Consider the following 16957-nt stretch of genomic DNA (forward strand, 5'->3'; position numbering starts at 1 on the left):
GATGAGTACCGGCCTTCCTTGCGCGTACCGCAGTAATCCGATGCATTCACCTGCTCGCCGAACATCACGAATTAAAGATCAGCAGTCCGCGTCAGGTTCATCCCAGAACGGCGGGACGAATGCGCCGTTGCGACACGCCACAACCTTCCCATCGCGGACGCTGAGCAGTTCCGGCTCATTGTCCTCATACCAGCGCTGGTAGCCGAAAAAGGACTCGTTCTTGTGGAGCCGGGCGGCCAACCAGCCGATCCGCTCGGCCACCTCGGCATGCCCGTCGGGGTGGACCTCCCAACGGCAGGTCAGCGCCCAGCGTTCGTCGGCGTGGTCATCCGCGCGCACCAGGATCGAGCAGCCGGCGCCGGGAATCTTCGAGGCCGCGTACGGCGACCCGTCCTCCCACGCCGGCTGCGGAAACTCCTTGATCACCCAGTCGCCGTTCTCATCCTGCACCGGCTCCTGCTCGTCGGGCAGCAGATCGAGGACCTCATTGACGACGATCGTCTCCTCGGTGATGTGCTCGGGCCGCGAGCCGAGGCCCAAGTGCCAGCGCAACTCGGCGAGTTCGGTCTCGGGCAGGTCGCCACGCAGGTCCATCGCGACCATGAGTTCGTGAATGTCGGCCACGGCCGTACCGTATCGAGGCGTGCCGACATCGGGCCGCCATGGCGGACCAGTGAGGATCTTCACCCGGCTTCCCGCAGCTGCAGCACGAGGATTGCCGTCGACGCAACCGGGCTTCCGCCGACGATTCTCGTCGTCAGTCGTGCTTGCGCGCTGTGAGGAGAAGGTATTCCCATTCCATCACCGTTTTCTCCTCACCGTGTAGATGGGCGCGGGCCAGTTCGGTGAGGGCCTGGTCCAGCGCGGCGACCCGGTCGGGGTCCCCGGCTATCCCTCGGTAGGCGGCGACGGTCGGGCCGTAGTTGGCCTTGAAGTAGTCAAGGAACGCGCCGGGGTGAGCGAACCGGTCGATCGTGACCGTCTGCCGGCGCGCTTCGACGTCGGTGACCGCGTCCCCGAGCAGTGCACGGACGTGACCCTCGCTGCCCCATAGCGGAGGGGGTTGCGCGCCGGGCGGAGGTGGGGGCACATACGGTTTCATCGTCGCGAACATCTGACCGATGAACCCCTCCGGCGTCCAGCTGAGCAGTCCGATCGTGCCGCCCGGACGGCAGACCCGGATCAGCTCGTTGGCGCCGGCCTGGTGGTTGGGAACGAACATGACCCCGACACAGGACAGGACCGTGTCGAACTCGCCGTCGGCGTACGGCAGGGCCTCCGCGTCGGCCTGCCGCCACTCGACCTCTGCGCCGCGCCGCGTGGCCAAGGTCCGCCCGGCCTCCAGCAGTTCCGGGGTCAGGTCGCCGGCCACCACGCTCGCCCCGGCCAGCGCGGCGGGAATGGCGGCATTCCCGGACCCGGCGGCCACGTCCAACACCCTGTCTCCGCGTCCCACCCCGCAGGCCTCGACCAGGATCGCGCCCAGATCGGGGATGATCTCGGCGGCGACCGCGGGATAGTCACCCAGCGCCCACATGTCGCGATGCTTGGCCTTCAGGGCACGGTCGGCTTCTAGCGGGTCGCTCTGGACGGTCATCGTACTGCTCCCTCATCGTGATCTGCGGTGGACTGGAATCGACGGTAAGGAAGGACGAATTCGCTATCCAGTACACGATCTGTACCGGCATCCGGCCGAGTCCCGATCGGGGTGGCTGGCATTCGTGGCGGCTGAATCTAGACTGCGGGACATGGGCTCCTCGTACCACCAGTTCTGTCCCGTAGCCAAGGCCGTTGAACTGCTCGACGAACGCTGGACCCTGCTCGTCATCCGGGAACTGGTGTGCGGGACCGAGCGTTTCAACGAGCTGCGTCGCGGCCTGCCACGCATGTCCCCCACGCTGCTGTCCCGACGGCTGCACCAGCTCACACATGCCGGCATCGTGGAGAGGCACGTCAAGGACAACGATGTGCGATACGTCCTGACCCAGGCCGGCCACGAGCTGCGACCGGTGGTCGAGGCACTCGCAGCCTGGGGCATTCGCTGGATCGGAGAGCTGGGCGACGAGGACCTGGACCCGAAGCTGCTGCTGTGGGATATGCACCGCAACGTCGACCGGACCGCCGTTCCGGACGGGCGGACGGTCATCGAGTTCCAGTTCCCGGACGTGCCACCCAACAGTCGCCGTTGGTGGCTCGTGATCACATCTGACGAGGTCGACGTCTGCGACACAGACCCTGGCCACGCCGTGACCGTGACGGTGACCGCCGGTGTGCGCAGCATGGTCGAGGTCTGGCGCGGCAACCTGAGCTGGTCGGATGCGCTGCGCCTGCACGCGGTCGAGGTGCAGGGCCCCGAAGCGCTACGCCGTGCCGTGCCCCGATGGTTCACACTCCCCGAATGGGCCTCCGTACCCCGGCCTGCCTAGCACGCGGACGTCCGCCCTGTCAGGCCGCTTTCCTGTCGTCGGGCTTCTGCCGCGAGAGCCCTCGTCAGGGTCACATCATCGGCCCGTCCGCGGCGACCAAATCAGGCCGGACTTCGTGGGAGAGAAAGGCGCACAACTCCGGTGCGGCGACTTCACGAAGGTCTGGGCGAAAGCACTCAAGGGTGCCGGGCTTCCGTGGATCTGTTGACGACGCAACACCCTGGCGGCGATGACCGGTGCCTCGCTCAAGAAACCGATGGCGCGGATGGGCCGCTCCAGCACCAAGGCGGCGACGATCCGTCCCTTGGCGGGGCCGAGACCAACTGATCCGGCATGCGATCAAGCTTGATCCCTGCGGATGGCGAGCATGGAACGGTGTCGATGGCACGTGAAAGCCGATCTCAGGTCGACGGCTGGGCGAAGTCCTCGATGGACGCAGTCTGCAAGATCAGGCATGCTGGTTTCCCCTGTACGGAGGATCAGATGGCGATCGGGTTCACCGAGATTCTGCTCTTGCTGGTGATATGGGCCGTTCCGGCGGTGCTGGTGTTCTTCTTTCTCTACTGGGCGATCCGCCTGGCGATCAGACATGAGAAGCGGCGGGTGCCGAGTCCCCAAGAGATCCTGACTCAGGAGCGACGGGAACGTATGGCAGCGGAGCGTGCCGATCACTATCGCACCAGGCTGCGCCGGCCCGAATGAGCAAGCGCCCGAAGGCCTCTTGACCCAGAGAGTTACTTCAGATCCGAGGCGTGCGGCCGGTGGGTGGCAGGTTGGGGGCGGGGGAGGACGCCGGTGCGCAGCGGCGTCCTCCCTTGCCTGCCGTGACCTCACGCCGTGCGGATGGCGCGCCTTCCGACGAGAGACGTGACGCCGAGGGTGACGCCGATCCCGATCACGATGGTGACCGCGTAGGGCAGGGGGGCCGCTGCCTGTAGGGGATTGCCGGTTTTGACGATGGCGAAGGGCAGGACGGTGACGAACGCTCCTATGCTTCCGGCGATGGTGCTGATGGCGGTGGCCGCACCGATCTCGCGTACGAGCATTCGCTGTGTTTGGGCACCGGTCGAGCCGATGAGGGACATGACCGCGAACTCCGCGCGGCGTTGGGTGATGGAGGCGACGAGATTGTTGGTGAGGGCGATGGCCATGAATGCCGCGATCAGGGCGACGACGAAGTAGTTGATCGAGGCGAGGACCTGAGCTGTGCTGTTCGCCGTGCCGACGCTGTTCTCGATGCCTTGCATGCTGAGCGTGCCCGCGGCGACGCTGACGAAGAGGGTCAGGAAGGTCACGGTCGGTCGTACCCGGTCCGGGGCCGCGGAGAGGTTGATCGCGGCCAGGTGGGAGGGAGCGGTGGTGTGTGCTGGGCGGAAGGCATTGAGCGTGGTGTTCGCCGCGGCGACGAGTTCCGGGGCGAGGACGCACATGCCGACGGCGACGAGTACGCAGCCGGGCCCGGTCATCGCGGTGGTGAGCACGTCGGTCGGGTCCATGGCGAGTACCGCGGCCGATGAGGCCAAGCCGGCGGCGATCATGATCGCCGCGGTGATTCGGCGCCGCCGTCCCGGATGCCGTCCCGTGCGACGGCGTGGGGGCGGAGGCGCATCGGCTACAGGGCTGCGGTGAGCCAGGGAGCGGCTGCCTATCCAGGCGGCGAGTACGCTCGTGGCCAGCACGATGAGCACGCCGAGGATCGGGAGGAGCAAGCCGGGCGCGAAGACCGAGGCCGCGTCGGTGAGCCCGGCGGAATGGATGCTCTGTGTGACGATCCAGCCGACGATGTAGCCGGTGGCCAGGCCCGGGAGCGCCGTGATGGCCGAGATGGCCGCTGTCTCGATGGCGAGCATCTGCTGCACTTGTCGGGGGCTCGCGCCGATGAGACGGATGCCCGCGATCTCCCCGGCGCGGCCGGTGAGAGCGACGCTGATCGTCGAGACCATGGCGAACAGGACGATCGCGACCGCCCAGCCGCCCATGATGAGCGGGAACTGCACCAGGAACGCGCGGTCGGCGGCGACCGTACTCTCGGCCAGCCCGGTGCCGAGCAGGCTCATCATGCCCGTCACCAGGATGGTGCCGACGAGCGTGACCAGGCCGGTGGCGATCGCGGCGGCGCGGTGATGCGCGAAAGAGCGCATGGCGATCTTGATCATCGGTTCGCCGCCGTATCGTGGGCGGCCTGTTCCGCCGATTCGACCAGGACGGCCATTCTGCCGGCGACCTGCTGCGCGGTGGGGTGAGGGAGGTGATCGACGATCCGGCCGTCGGCGAGGAAGAGGACGGCGTCGGAATAGGAGGCGGCGACCGGATCGTGGGTGACCATGATGATCGTTTGACCGTGGTCCGCGAGTTCACGCATCAATCGCAGGACTTCCCTGGCGCTGCGAATGTCGAGGGCGCCTGTGGGCTCATCGGCGAAGACGATGTCGGGGTCGGTGATCAATGCTCGCGCGACGGCGACGCGTTGCTTCTGGCCGCCTGATAGCTGATGAGGGCGGTGGCTGCCCCGGTTGCCGAGCCCCACGCGGGTGAGCAGTTCGGTTGTGCGCGCGGGTTCGGTCTTCCGGGAGTCCAGGCGCAGGGGGAGCTCGACGTTGTCGATGGTCGAGAGCGCGGGCAGGAGGTTGAACGACTGGAAGACGAATCCGACGCGGCGTCGGCGCAACTGCGCGAGCTGTGTCTGATCGAGCCCGCGAAGGTCTTGCCCGTCGAGCTCGACGGAGCCTGACGTCGGATTCTGTAGCCCGGCGGCGCAGTGCAGGAGGGTGGTCTTGCCGGACCCCGACGGTCCCATGATCGCTAAGAAGGACGACCGGGCGACATCGAGGTCGATGTTGCGCAGGGCATGGATGGGTCCGGCCTCTCCTGGATATTCGCAGCGGAGAGCGCGGATGCGCAGTACGGGTGGCGTGGGCATGGCAGTGGCATACCGGGTCATGACACCTCTCTAAAAGAGCGTTTTAAACGATCGTTTCATACGAATGTTTATTTGATACGGTAGAGCATATGAGTGCCAAGGACAAGCTGTTGCTGGCGGCGCGTGACTGTCTGCTGACCAAGGGGTACGCGCACACGACCGTGCGGGACCTGGTCGCGGCGTCGGGGGCGAACCAGGCGTCGATCAACTACCACTTCGGGTCCAAGGAGCAGCTGCTCACATTGGCCCTGCGCGATCTCAACACGGAGTGGGGTGAGCTGCTGTTCGCGGTGCTCGAGGAACCCGACGACGTCGCCGACGGGACGCGGTCCGGGCTCGGCGATCAGGAAGGCCTGTGGGGTCGGATCATCGACTCGATCCAGGCCAACCGGTCGCTGTGGTTCGTCAACTTCGAATCTGTCGCGTCCGTACGACAGGACGATGAGATCCGGGGGATGATCGTCGGCGGTCAGGAGCTTGCCAGGGCCTCGCTGGCGCGGGCGTTCGCCGGCCTCGGGCCGGATAGCGATCCGGGCGAGGTCCACGCAATCGGATCACACTACCTCGCCCTGCTCGTCGGGCTTGCCTCGCAATGGCTCACCGACCCTGAACGTGCGCCGACGGCAGAGCAGTTCGTCGCCGCCGACTTCAGCTCCGGCCATCGCCGCTGACGCTATCTCTTCGCAAGTGCGACCGCATCGCCATCGGGCCTGGAGGCAGTCGCAAGCGTTTATGCGCCGGTGAGCGCGGGAAACGATCGTTCCTCTCCCGGGAAGCGATCTTCCTCGCCTCTCCTCCGCTCCAGGCCGGGTGCGTTCGTGAACGCCTCCCATGGAGCCGTCGACCACGCTGGTCCCGCCTGCGACGACCTGGCAGGACCGATCCGCCGGTAACAGGAGGTCTTCGCCGCACGCTGCGAACCGATCGAGTGGAGGCGCAAGGGAAACATAAACCGCATTACTGACGATCAAAGGTGGACGTTACCCGAAGGGTATCTATCACTGCAGGTCAGCGGCATGATCGCGCGTCACGCCGAGCTTTCATTCTCAGTAGCAGCTCTGATCTTGCCCGTTCAAATCAGTTCCACTTTGACCAACGGGCGCGGCCGGTCTCTCCTGAACGGGGCTGGATTGCAACTGGAACTGCAACTAGGAACCGGCTGTCACGGGCAGGCTGATCTCGGTGATGCGCGCGGTCCCGATAGGGGTTCGGATCTCGTGCATGGTGATCACATCGCCTGGCTTGAGGTGCTGCCAGTGTTCGAAGGTCAGGGGAAGCAATCTCACCGACCCGCACGCACCCGGCTCCAGCGGATCACGACCTTCGACCCAGAGTCGGGCGATGCCGAGCAAGGGTTCATCCTCGGGCGTGCGAAGGCCGATGTCCCACACGGGCCGGAGCACTCCGCGGAGAGGTATGGGGCTCATGCGGCCTCCGTCCTCGGCGCTCGTGAGGCAGAGGTCGGCGCGAACGGCACCGTTGCGGGCCTCACCACATCGCCATTCGCACCAGTCGGCGTCCTCCTGAAGCCACATCAGGCGAGCGGCATCGGCCAGCAGGTTCCAGAACTCGGGCAACTGAGGATGCGCGTCGCCGAGCTCTTCGAGAAGGAGGAGGGCCGTCTCCCATTCGTCATGTTCCAGGTACTCCAGCACGTCGGCCACGCTGATGCCGGTTTCCTCGGTCCGGATGTCGACGGGACAGAGCCGGGCAGCTTTCAGAAGCGGGGAATCCTGGAGGTCCACGGAGCCCTTTTCATCCTCTCAGCCGGACAGCTCGGAAGCGGGTGATGTGGAGTTGCTTGGACCGGGCAGGATCGCCCGACGACCTGCCCGGCGGCGACCTGAATGCTCACCTCTACCGGTTCACCCGCTCTGAGCTGCGACTTCAGGAGGAAAAAGACTCACTATCGGCCAACGTTACGACTTGGTCGGCTCTGGTACGACGCCCCACATGAACGTGGAGCCCTTCAGTAGTTGCTCCGTCACCCTGATCCCGGTCAGGTGCTCGACGAGTAGGAAAGCCGGCCCTTCGTAGAACGGGAAAAACGATGGGTGAAGCCTGTCGATCTCCGCCATCGTGTCCACGAGTTCGTCCGGGGTCTCCGTCGCGTATTCGTCATCGACTCCGGAGCAGAATCGGATCTCGCCGTTCTCACACCAGTAGAAGTAGTCCATGCCCTTGATGGCAAGCGCGGCTTGGGAGACGAGGCGGGTGCCCTCGGAGAGTTCAGTGATCACGTCTTCGCGGGTGCCGAGCCAGTCAGGGTCGAAAACGAACGTCCAATCGCCGATGGAGGTGACGCCGAGAGGCTCCCCAGAACATGGGTAGTGATCCGGGTCGTCCGGGAAGGGACCCGGAGTGAAGTCCTCCCATCGACCGCCGAGGCGGGCAACCACCTGCTCAGGCGTGGCACGGATGTAGATGAAGCTGTAGCACTCCTCGGAGTATTCGCCGCGGAGCCAAGAGACATCGAGGGGCTGCATAGTCATGTCGTCATGCTGCCAGCCGCCACCGACAGGCACAGAACCCGGTCGTCACAGGATGATGGGGGTGGGGCACAATGCGGCGTGACGCACCTTGGCCAGCGTGAACTCAGGATTTTAGTGATCAGTGAGCTTTTCCATCTTCCCAGCCGGACAGCTCGGGAGCTAGTGATGTGAAGTTGCTTGGACCGGACAGGATCGCCCGACGACCTGCTTGGCGGCCTGGGTGTTCACCTCTACCGGCTAAGCCGCTCTGAGCTGCGACTTCAGGATGAAAAGGTTCCACGATCTGATTGTGCCTGGCCGCGGCGGTAATCCTCAGCTCAGGCACCTCATGATCCGCGAATCCCTGAACGGCTGGTGACATGTGAAATCTCGCTTGCCGGGATCCGCGAGGCGGGAGACACTGCGGCATGCGTCCCTACGAGCAGGTCGATGAGCTCCGTCAGGCCGTCGACGAGTTGGGCGTCCGCATCTACACGGCGTTGCGCGACGGTGGTCTCGACGCCGAACCCCTCGTCGAGCTGGCCTGCCTGACGGAGGAGTGGGGCGCGTCCACTCCCATCACGCGGGAGCTCCTCGAACGCCCCGTCACCGAGTTGACGGCCGCCGACCGAGCCCGGCTGGGCGAGGCCCTTCTCGACGGGATCGGCTTCATGCCGAGCTTCGCTCTGGAACCGGGCCTGCTGGTGTCGCTGGAGGAGGCGCTCAACAAGGTGATCGTGGTCCTGACGGTTTTCCGTAAGACACAGGATGGGACGCAGGCCGCCGACGTCGACCGAGCGATCGCTGCTAAGAAGCGGTGTGAGGTAGAGCACGACCTAACCACCACGCACGTGTTCGAGAGGAGCGCATGATGGGTCACAGCCGTTGGGAGACCTACAAGGCGAAGCGTCTGCGCGAGATGGAGGCGGATGCGCAGTCCCACTCCGAGTACGAGCAGGCGGGCCGTGACCTGGAGCTTGGAGACCAGTTGCGTGAAATCCGTAAGCGCCGAGGCTTGTCTCAGAAGGTCGTAGCGGAGCGCTCCGGGATGTCCCAGCCCGCCCTGTCTCGCATCGAGGGCGGTGGTGGCATTCCGGATATAGCGACACTGCTGCGCCTTGGTGCGGCAATGGGGGTTCGGTTCCGCGTCGAGCTCGTCGTCGACGACGACACCACTGAAATCGAGCCCCTAACGGTGCATCACCGACAGCTCACGAACGCATAAGTCGCAGGCGCAACTTCGAGGCTCAGGCCGTAGGCTTCCGCGGTAGCGGTCTTCAGCCGTTAGAGGCCCGCTCGGGAGTCGCCAGCGCCAGGGGAACGAGGAAGGGCCCAGCTCTAGATCACATTCTTGAGCCGGGCCTTCGGGCGTGGAGCGGGTGACGGGAATCGAACCCGCGCTGTCAGCTTGGGAATCATCTACTGACCTTGCCGCCTTGAGCTGGGAGGACAGGGGTGCAGGTCAAGGCAGTCGAGTGACCGTGAGTCCCCGTGAGTGACCGCGGTTCCCCGCCTGTTCTGGCACGGATCTGGCACGTGATCAACGTTGCACGGGAAGCCGGACGACTGCCCTCGGGGCGGAGTGTGCTGGGGAGCCTCCCGCTGCGGACCTTTCTCGACAGGAAGAACAGGAGCGTTTCCAGTACATGATACTTGCCGTCGCTATAACGTCCGTGTTATGAATTGGGGAGAGGTGGAACTGGAGCCAGAGGTCGATGAGTGGTTCGACACGCTTGATCAGGAGGGGCAGGAGACGGCGGCGTTCTATGTCGACCTGCTGGCCGAGCGTGGTGTCCTGCTGGATGAGCCCTACACTCGTCAGCTCCGCGGCAAGCTACGTGAGCTGCGTTTCCACCTCGACCGGGAGGCGGTACGGATCACCTACTGGATCGCACCGGGCCGGCGGATCATCATGCTGACGGTGTTCCGCAAGCAGCGGATGCGCGAGTCCGCTGAGATCGAGCGGGCGTGGCGGGCCATGCAGCGGTGTATTGCCGAGGCTCACACGGCGGATGAGGAGTGAGTGGTATGGGTGAGCGCAAGAGCTGGGGTGCCAAGCGGGCTGAGATCATGAGCCGTCCGGGGGCCGGAGCGGCGTACGAGGCCGCCAGGATCCGGTTCGAGCTGGGCGAGGCGGTACGGCTGCGTCGTGAGCAGCTCGGCCTGACCCAGAGTGAGCTGGCCGAGCGCGCGGGGTTGAAGCAACCTGCAGTGGCGCGGTTCGAGGCAGGCGGGACGATGCCGACCATCCCGATGCTGGAGCGGCTCGCGGAGGCTTTGGAGATGCGGCTGAGCGTTCAGTTCCAACCCCTGCGTGAGGCGAGCTGATCTTCCGAGGTATTTCCGGAGTCGCAGATCACCGAAGTGGGAACAGCCGAGCCGAACGACGCTGAAAACAGGGCCTAAATCGGGAATCATCCCTGAGCTGGGCCTTCAGACTTGGAGCGGGTGACGGGAATCGAACCCGCGCTGTCAGCTTGGGAAGTCTCTAACGCACTTGGCCTCTGAACTGGGGAAGCGCTGACCTGCGGGGGAGTGCTTCGGTTGCCCGTGATTCCCCGTGAGTTCCCCTTGCTCCCTCTGCTGACGGGCACGCAACGGGCACGGCCTGGAAACCCCGTGCGGACGCACACGCCTCCTCCACCGGATCTTCCCGTCTGCCTCGTCCCACCCCGAAGGGGCAACAGCTCGGGGACGGAGGATCAAGGCCGTCTTCGCGTGTACGCCGGCCGGTAGACGTTCCTCGGCCATGGGATGCCAACGGTCACAGACGGCCTTGATCCGGAGGAGTCGAGATGTTGGGCTTGCCTGGGACGTGGCAGACGGGAAGATCCGGCTTCCACCTCAACCACTTACGGCCTTCGCACTGGAACGTCGATCATCCCGGAGCCGAGTACCCCCGCCGGAGGCGCTCTTTTAGCAACGGCTCTTTGATGGGAGAGTTCGCAGCATGCAATGGCAGCGATCTATCTGGTTCAGGCTTGGGGCTGCTTTCTGGTTCGTCTTCTATGGGTGGACTGGTGCCGGCGCGGTTTTTGGGCTCTCCGGATTTCGCGGTCCGATGCCTGCCGGGTGGTTGTTGGGCATGTTCGTGTTCGGGTCGCTCGGGATACTGCTCCAGATCGTGGCCGTGGTCGTGCACGTCTGGCGGGAGCGGAGTGGCCAGCGGGATCCGAAGGATGTCAAAGGCGCCGCGTAGTAGTCAGGCCAGCCGTCGGAGCGACCTGGCGGCGGCGTGCCGGTGATCGGCGCGTTGGCCTGGTACGGCGCGGTGTGCCTACGGCGATGCCCCGCGCGGCGCTCGCGCCGTGACCGGCCCCCAGGCCGCATGCGCGGCGCGGGGACGCCGGCGCGGGGCGTACGGCGGCGCGGCGCGCCGCCGCTTGATACCCATAAGAACAATTCGGCAACACTTGCGTGTGAGATCTTTCGCCTCGCCTACCATGCTGGCGAAACAGTAGGGACAAGTTGGTGCGAACATGGGTAGGTCGTACGGATAAGAGATACAGGTCATATGAGATTAAATGTGCAATCGTTTCTATTTCGAATTCTTGGTATCGTCGAGTATAGTTGAGTCTCACTCTCTACTATCACAAAGGTCCTGGTGGACATGAAAAAAATCGCATCTGCCTCCGTCGAAGGTCTATTTGGCTTTTCGGATCATATCATTAGCTTCTCGAACGATAGTCCGGTAACTATAATTTCGGGACCCAACGGATCCGGGAAGACCCACCTCCTTCGAATGATTTATGCTGCAGTGAACTATGACTTTAAATCTCTATCGGTTGTGCCATTTAAGGCATTAGAGATAAAGCTTTCAAATAGAAAAAAGATCAGAATTGATAAATCTGCCGCGACGGATGATGGGGTGATCTTTGATCTTTCTGGAAATGATGCATATGGACGATCATATAATGCGTATTCGCTTAATTATTCCGAACTTTCAGAGGAGGAGGGAAAACCGGCCTGGCTTCACCAGACACCTGATGGTACATGGTTCGACGCTCGTAATTCTAAAGTTGTTAGTGCCGATTTTGTTAGGAGGCGCTATGGAATAACTGGCGAAATGGTCACGTACAAGTTTCCCAAAGAGTACTTCTGGATTAACAACTTTTTCTCTGGGACATCCGCGATATTAATCGATACTAAGCGGTTGGATAGCACTCCCCCCTTGAGGGAGGTTTATTCAACTGAAGATCCTTTTCGTCGGCTAGGTGAGCCGGTTTCTTCTCGGATTAATCGTTATATGGAGCAAGTGCGCGTCCAAATTACTGATGCCCGACGGGCGTCCCTTGGAGAATCTCAGATAGCAGATCAGAGCTTTGCTGTCAGGGTTCTTGAAAAAGCGCGCACAACAGTTAAAGAGAAAGAGCTTAAGGAAAGGTATCAGAGAATCGCCGAGCAGCAGGCCGAACTTTATAGCAACGGCCTCAGTGCCCGACTAGTGGACGTACAGTTCCCGAATAGTAGAACCAATCCTACTGAACGCAGGATATTGAGTGTTTTTCTGGATGACTGGGAGAAGAAGCTTAAACCCCTGCTGCCGGTGAACGAGAAGATAAAGACTCTGCGGCAAATTGTCAATAATAAGTTCAAAGATAAAGAATTGATTATTGATCAAAAAGGTGGAATTGGGTTCACTTCAATTCCAAATGATCAGCCACTGAGGGTTAAGCTGCTCTCCTCCGGCGAGCAGCACCTTCTAGCTGTTTTTACCCTTCTTCTATTTTCTGCAGATAGCGGATCTCTGGTATTAATTGATGAGCCGGAAATATCAATGCATGCAGCGTGGAAGCATGCATTTTTGAATGATATCGCACAGGTGGCGGAAATTAACGACTTGCAGATTGTGTTGGCTACGCATTCTTCGGGGATTATTAACGGCAGATGGGAGCTGGTTCAGGAAATAGGCGTCGCTGAGTGAAGACAAAATCTCTGCGAGAATATGATCGTCTAGCTGATCGTATTAGGCAGCATCGTCAGGTTGATAAGAGTCCGGTGATAATAACGGAAGGGCCTTCTGACGTGCGTTTGCTTTCGAATGCTTTCCGTCAAAAGTGGCAGTACTTTCCGGCTAGCACAAGATCGATCGCTCTAGATGCTGCTAAAACTTTGCACGAGTGGCGTTTTGCCCGATGGGCCTGCGTGGTAGACCGAGATTTCGATGATGAAGTTGCAGGTCTAGAGCGCCTCGGCATTCCTTTGCACCCGTATGAGAACGCAGACCTTGAGGCGATGCTTTCGGTCACTGACGCGTATACTAACTTTTTGTCTGAATTTGCAAGCGCGGAAAAACTCGAAAAATGGGGAGGCGCGTCGGCCGTTATGAGAGCGGTGCACGATGCAGTAGCTCCGATTACTATTCTAAGACGCGCAAATGTTGAAAATTCCTGGGGATTAAAATTCGACGATATTGACTTGTCGTCAAAAATCGATAATCGCAACTTAAAGCTGAAGGTGCAGCCTTACTGTGATGCTCTAAGTGGAACCGTAGGAAATTCCCCAAACCAGGCGACTCTTTTAGAGTATGCAAACGGGTCTAGAGAACTCGTTCAGGAACCAATATGTCCTCGAGGATCGACGCCTTACTTTCGAGGCAAAGACTTTTTATGCATCACTGGTGTTGCTCTGCGAAGTGCTATCGGCTCTCACAAGAAAGAAGTAACTGCTGCAGATTACTTGTCAAGATCACTCAGGCTTGCTGGGTCGGGAGTAATAGCCGACAGCTCTTGGGGAAGAGAACTTATTGAAAATCTATCTAGATAAACCTGTAGGCTGAGCGGGGATTAATCCAGCAGCTCCGGGCGTCCGATACTTAAAGCCTTTTGGGCGATTACGTAACGTTCATGGAACTCTTCAAACAGGATTTCACGGCTATATCGTTGGCGTAGAAGACGGTCTAGGTCTCCAGCTCGTTGTACAAGATCAATAAGAGACCGGCGGTCGATGTCGAACGCGGCCATGCCCTGTTCGACGGCGGCGTCCAGGTTGCCGCGTCGGGCATGAACGATGCCAAGGTCTATGCGGGCGTCGGCAACCCGCATCGGGGCGATGGGCGTGCCATCAGGGCGGGTGTGCATCTGGATGGTTTCCCGAGCGTGTTCTTCGGCGCGGTCGTTGTCTTCAAGCCAGGTGTAGGCGGTAGCGGCGTAGAAGACCCACTTGGCGTGATCGAACACGAAGTGATGATCCGGATTCCCCGGAAGCGGAAGCTTGGCGAGGGCGTCGGCTCCTCGGGTGAGGGCCTTGTCTGCTTCGCGGCGGTCGCCGATTCGGGCTAGTCCGCGGGCTTCTTGCAGGGTGAGTTGGACTTGAGCGCTGGATTGGCCGGCGACGGCCTGGCCCATGCGGGCAGAAGTCACGACATCCTCATAGCGGCCCTCGACCAGGGCGAACCACGCGGACATCTCGTGTGCCCATCCCATGAGTTCACCGTGCCCGACCTGGCGGCCCATCTCGTAGGCGGCGCGGCGGGCGGTCTCGGCCTCCTCACGCTCTCCCAGGTCGTAGTGAACGCACCCGAGCAAGGCCGTCAGCCATCCGGTGATGACGAGGAGTTCCCGGTGCTGGGCGAGGGTGATCCGTCCGCCGAGTAGGCCGTTCACCTGAGCGAGCCGCTTCTGGGTCCGGTCGCGCAACGTGGCGGCCGAAACGACGGGGTAGGCGCGACAGAGCAGATCGACGGCCTCGGCGAGGGCTTCGAGGGTGCCGGTTCCGACGTCGGACGCCTGGAGCTGCTGGGCGAGTTCCATGGTGCCGTACAGGTCGGCCTCGGCTCGCAGCGCGTCCATGGGAATGATGCTGGTGGCTTCAATGAGCTGGCCGGCTCCGCGTCTGTTCGGCCGGAATCCCAGGTCTTCGGGTTGAAGTCCGGTCAACTGGGTGATGGCGATCCGGTACGGAGAATGGGGCCACCTGACCTCTCCGGCCTCCCAGCGCCGAATGCGCTCCTCATCGCACGCCAGGGACTCCTTGATGCCGATCGGCGTCGCGTTGATCCGGTTGGCCAATTCAACGCGCGTCAGACGGTGCTCATTACGCCACGCGCGGAGCTGGACGTTGGGGATGTTGTCGGGCATCTAGGGCCTTCCTCCCGGCTGGGGGCTCAAGAGGGGGAATTCAGGGGGGCCGTTTGGGGGTCCTGACGATCTTGGATTGCCGGTGGACTTGCCATCAAGCAACACGGTACGTCAGCCCGCCTTCCGCCGCAGGGAGCGCGGATCAATCCGAGGAGATGGCGACGGTGACCCGGCCAGACGAGACCAGCGAGACACGCCCCTGCCCCGCGTGCCGGGGACGTGGAACCAAGCTGCGCAGCTCGCGCCGTGCCCTTCTCGTCGGCGAGAGCAGCGGTGATCTTCAGACGCAGGGAGAACAGGAATGTCTCGACTGCCTCGCAACCGGCCGGGTCGAAAGGAACGTGAGATGAATCCGATCATGCAGACCGCTGCGGCCTGCCTACAGCAGGAACGCCAGCAGAACGAGGCGCTTGCCCTCACTCGGCTGCGGAACGCGTTGCTGCGGCTCGGCGTACGGGCCGAACTGCGCGACAACGACAGCGCGCTGATGATCCCCCGTCCACAGGTGGGACTGCCGGTGTGGGTGTTCGTCGGCTACGGCGGCGCCTACTACTCCTGGCAGTCCGCCGAGAAGCGCCACTCGATCAACGACGTGGCGGGCGCGGCCCAGATACTGGCCGACTACGCCGGTCGATAGGCGGGCGCGGCGGGGCGGTGTCCTCCAGCGCGGAGGGTGCTGGAGAGCGTTACCGCTGCTCCGTCGCGCTCTTCAACATCCCGGCAGGCAGTAGAGCGGCGCGCGGCCCACCCCATGCAGCCGCAGCGTCCTTCTTCCCTCTCTCTGCCTGCCGGGATCTTCTTTGCCCTTGTTCCCTTTGTCTGCCGGTGACGTGACAGGCGAGGGAAAGCCAGGTTACGCTCTGACTTGGTAAAACAACCTGTCGGGTGATGGACGGTCGTAATGTCACTAGAGTCCGTGCCTCCGAAGTACGCCCAGCTTGTGCAGGCACTTCAACGGCGTATCGAGTCGGGGGACTATCCTCCGGGCTCACTCCTGCCCAGTGAGAACCAGCTCATCAACGAGTTCGGTGTCTCCCGGCCCACCGTGGTCGCCGCACTGCGCGTACTGCGCGAACAGGGCTGGATCGACTCCCAGCAGGGCAAGGGACGCTTCGTACGCGGTCGTCCGGCGATGACCTCAATGGAACAGCCCCGCCCCGGACAGGCATACCTGACCGGTCCCGAGAGTGCCTCCGATGGCGAGGTGCTGGAAGCGGCGGCGCTGGCCGTGCCCAACCGGGTCGCCGCCCTGCTGGACATCACCCCGAAGAGCAAGGCGTTCCTGCGGCGTCGCCTGGTCAGCCGGGCCGGCGAACCGACCGAGATCGTCTCAGTGTGGCTGCCGCTGGAACTGTCCGAGGGTACCGACCTGACCAGCGCTGACCCACTGCCCGAAGGGCTTCGCGAGCATCTCCGGTCGCGAAAGGGGGTGCGCTTCGACCACATCGTTGAACAGATCGTCGCGCGCATGCCCACGACCGAGGAGGCCAAGCGACTCGGCATGCCAAAGAACGTCCCGCTGCTGTGCGTGTACGCGGCGGTGCGCGATGCGGCCGGTCACGCCCTGGTCGTGGCTGAAGTGCTTCTCCCGGCCGATCGCCATGAACTGGAAGACGCCTACCCGATCACGTAACCTGCGATGCTGTTACGTCGTTCAAGTGCGGGACTACGACGATTTGGTGGTCGTCCTCGTAGACGATCTTTCCTGGATCCGATGAGTAGACCACTTCGCAGCCGACGCCGTGTGCGGCAAGGATCTCCATGTAGCCGGAGACCCGCTCGATGAGCAGGTGCGCTGACGATTTGAACCAAGCTGCGGCTCCGGGGTTCAGGGCATGGTCATAGACCGTGGGGTCGATATCTGAGGGGTTGGTGAAGTTTGCGTCGTACCAGTCGTTGTTCGTCCGCCGGAAACGTTCTTGCTCCGCTGTCAGCTTTCCTCTGGATGCCAGGCTGTTGACCAGGCCGAAGACTCCAGGAAGACGCCCCTGCCGGTCACGGGTGGTGCCTTGAAATCTCAGGTAGAGCGCTTCGTCTGTCACGGTCTCTCCAGTTGGCTTC

The 16957-nt window shown here is 62.5% G+C and carries 19 protein-coding genes; 11 read left to right on the forward strand and 8 right to left on the reverse strand.

Annotated elements, in window-relative coordinates:
* Positions 1-78: 78 nt before the first annotated feature.
* On the reverse strand, positions 79-687 hold the full coding sequence (locus AB0K21_RS00360; RefSeq protein ID WP_364146736.1) for a hypothetical protein: 609 nt from the start codon (positions 685-687) through the stop codon (positions 79-81).
* Positions 688-757: 70 nt separating this feature from the next.
* Positions 758-1597, reverse strand: coding sequence for a class I SAM-dependent methyltransferase (locus tag AB0K21_RS00365; RefSeq protein ID WP_364146739.1), 840 nt, complete (start codon positions 1595-1597; stop codon positions 758-760).
* Positions 1598-1748: 151 nt separating this feature from the next.
* Between AB0K21_RS00365 and AB0K21_RS00370 the strand changes: the two genes are divergently transcribed.
* Positions 1749-2426 (forward strand): helix-turn-helix domain-containing protein, encoded by a 678-nt coding sequence (locus AB0K21_RS00370; RefSeq protein WP_343976119.1) that lies wholly within the window; start codon positions 1749-1751, stop codon positions 2424-2426.
* A 483-nt stretch (positions 2427-2909) separates the two neighbouring features.
* Positions 2910-3128 carry a hypothetical protein gene (locus tag AB0K21_RS00375; protein ID WP_364146741.1) on the forward strand — a complete coding sequence of 73 codons (219 nt, stop codon included), beginning with the start codon at positions 2910-2912 and terminating at the stop codon, positions 3126-3128.
* A gap of 128 nt (positions 3129-3256) precedes the next feature.
* Here the strand turns inward: AB0K21_RS00375 and AB0K21_RS00380 are convergent, their stop codons facing one another.
* Both AB0K21_RS00380 and AB0K21_RS00385 read right to left on the reverse strand, forming a co-directional pair.
* Positions 3257-4582, reverse strand: a complete 1326-nt coding sequence (locus AB0K21_RS00380) for an ABC transporter permease (protein WP_364146744.1) — start codon at positions 4580-4582, stop codon at positions 3257-3259.
* Positions 4579-5367 (reverse strand): ABC transporter ATP-binding protein, encoded by a 789-nt coding sequence (locus tag AB0K21_RS00385; RefSeq protein WP_343976128.1) that lies wholly within the window; start codon positions 5365-5367, stop codon positions 4579-4581. Before AB0K21_RS00385 ends, AB0K21_RS00380 begins: the two co-directional genes overlap by 4 nt.
* 68 nt (positions 5368-5435) lie before the next feature.
* On the opposite strand from AB0K21_RS00385, the gene AB0K21_RS00390 reads away from it, so the two are divergent.
* Positions 5436-6017, forward strand: a complete 582-nt coding sequence (locus AB0K21_RS00390; RefSeq protein ID WP_343976131.1) for a TetR/AcrR family transcriptional regulator — start codon at positions 5436-5438, stop codon at positions 6015-6017.
* Positions 6018-6494: 477 nt separating this feature from the next.
* On the opposite strand, the gene AB0K21_RS00395 is transcribed toward AB0K21_RS00390, so the two are convergent.
* Both AB0K21_RS00395 and AB0K21_RS00400 read right to left on the reverse strand, forming a co-directional pair.
* Positions 6495-7091 carry a hypothetical protein gene (locus tag AB0K21_RS00395; RefSeq protein WP_364146747.1) on the reverse strand — a complete coding sequence of 199 codons (597 nt, stop codon included), beginning with the start codon at positions 7089-7091 and terminating at the stop codon, positions 6495-6497.
* Between the two features lie 174 nt (positions 7092-7265).
* Entirely contained in the window at positions 7266-7838 is a 573-nt protein-coding gene (locus AB0K21_RS00400; RefSeq protein ID WP_364146749.1) for a DUF6461 domain-containing protein, read from the reverse strand.
* 407 nt (positions 7839-8245) lie between these two features.
* Here AB0K21_RS00400 and AB0K21_RS00405 point away from each other — a divergent pair, with 407 nt between their 5' ends.
* From AB0K21_RS00405 to AB0K21_RS00430, 6 genes are all read left to right on the forward strand, one after another.
* Positions 8246-8689 (forward strand): hypothetical protein, encoded by a 444-nt coding sequence (locus AB0K21_RS00405; protein WP_364146752.1) that lies wholly within the window; start codon positions 8246-8248, stop codon positions 8687-8689.
* A complete protein-coding gene (locus AB0K21_RS00410) occupies positions 8689-9042 on the forward strand; it encodes a helix-turn-helix transcriptional regulator (RefSeq protein WP_343976141.1) in 354 nt (117 codons plus the stop codon). Before AB0K21_RS00405 ends, AB0K21_RS00410 begins: the two co-directional genes overlap by 1 nt.
* A gap of 453 nt (positions 9043-9495) precedes the next feature.
* A complete protein-coding gene (locus AB0K21_RS00415) occupies positions 9496-9840 on the forward strand; it encodes a type II toxin-antitoxin system RelE/ParE family toxin (protein WP_343976144.1) in 345 nt (114 codons plus the stop codon).
* Positions 9841-9845: 5 nt separating this feature from the next.
* The gene (locus tag AB0K21_RS00420; protein WP_343976147.1) at positions 9846-10145 is read left to right on the forward strand and encodes a helix-turn-helix transcriptional regulator; all 300 of its coding nucleotides are present in this window, start codon (positions 9846-9848) and stop codon (positions 10143-10145) included.
* Positions 10146-11574: 1429 nt separating this feature from the next.
* Positions 11575-12741: an AAA family ATPase gene (locus tag AB0K21_RS00425; protein ID WP_364146754.1), complete on the forward strand. Its 1167-nt coding sequence runs from the start codon at positions 11575-11577 to the stop codon at positions 12739-12741.
* Complete coding sequence (locus tag AB0K21_RS00430) at positions 12738-13583, forward strand: hypothetical protein (RefSeq protein ID WP_364146757.1); 846 nt, start codon at positions 12738-12740, stop codon at positions 13581-13583. Before AB0K21_RS00425 ends, AB0K21_RS00430 begins: the two co-directional genes overlap by 4 nt.
* A 20-nt stretch (positions 13584-13603) precedes the next feature.
* On the opposite strand, the gene AB0K21_RS00435 is transcribed toward AB0K21_RS00430, so the two are convergent.
* On the reverse strand, positions 13604-14896 hold the full coding sequence (locus tag AB0K21_RS00435; protein ID WP_364146759.1) for a hypothetical protein: 1293 nt from the start codon (positions 14894-14896) through the stop codon (positions 13604-13606).
* Between the two features lie 346 nt (positions 14897-15242).
* Between AB0K21_RS00435 and AB0K21_RS00440 the strand changes: the two genes are divergently transcribed.
* The gene (locus AB0K21_RS00440; RefSeq protein WP_364146761.1) at positions 15243-15533 is read left to right on the forward strand and encodes a hypothetical protein; all 291 of its coding nucleotides are present in this window, start codon (positions 15243-15245) and stop codon (positions 15531-15533) included.
* A 264-nt stretch (positions 15534-15797) separates the two neighbouring features.
* Positions 15798-16529 (forward strand): GntR family transcriptional regulator, encoded by a 732-nt coding sequence (locus AB0K21_RS00445; RefSeq protein ID WP_364146764.1) that lies wholly within the window; start codon positions 15798-15800, stop codon positions 16527-16529.
* Here AB0K21_RS00445 and AB0K21_RS00450 read toward each other — a convergent pair.
* On the reverse strand, positions 16522-16938 hold the full coding sequence (locus tag AB0K21_RS00450; RefSeq protein WP_364146766.1) for a hypothetical protein: 417 nt from the start codon (positions 16936-16938) through the stop codon (positions 16522-16524). The genes AB0K21_RS00445 and AB0K21_RS00450 overlap by 8 nt on opposite strands.
* Positions 16939-16957 lie beyond the last annotated feature (19 nt).

This window comes from Streptosporangium sp. NPDC049248, assembly GCF_040678965.1.
GTDB classification, from domain to species: domain Bacteria; phylum Actinomycetota; class Actinomycetes; order Streptosporangiales; family Streptosporangiaceae; genus Streptosporangium; species Streptosporangium fukuiense.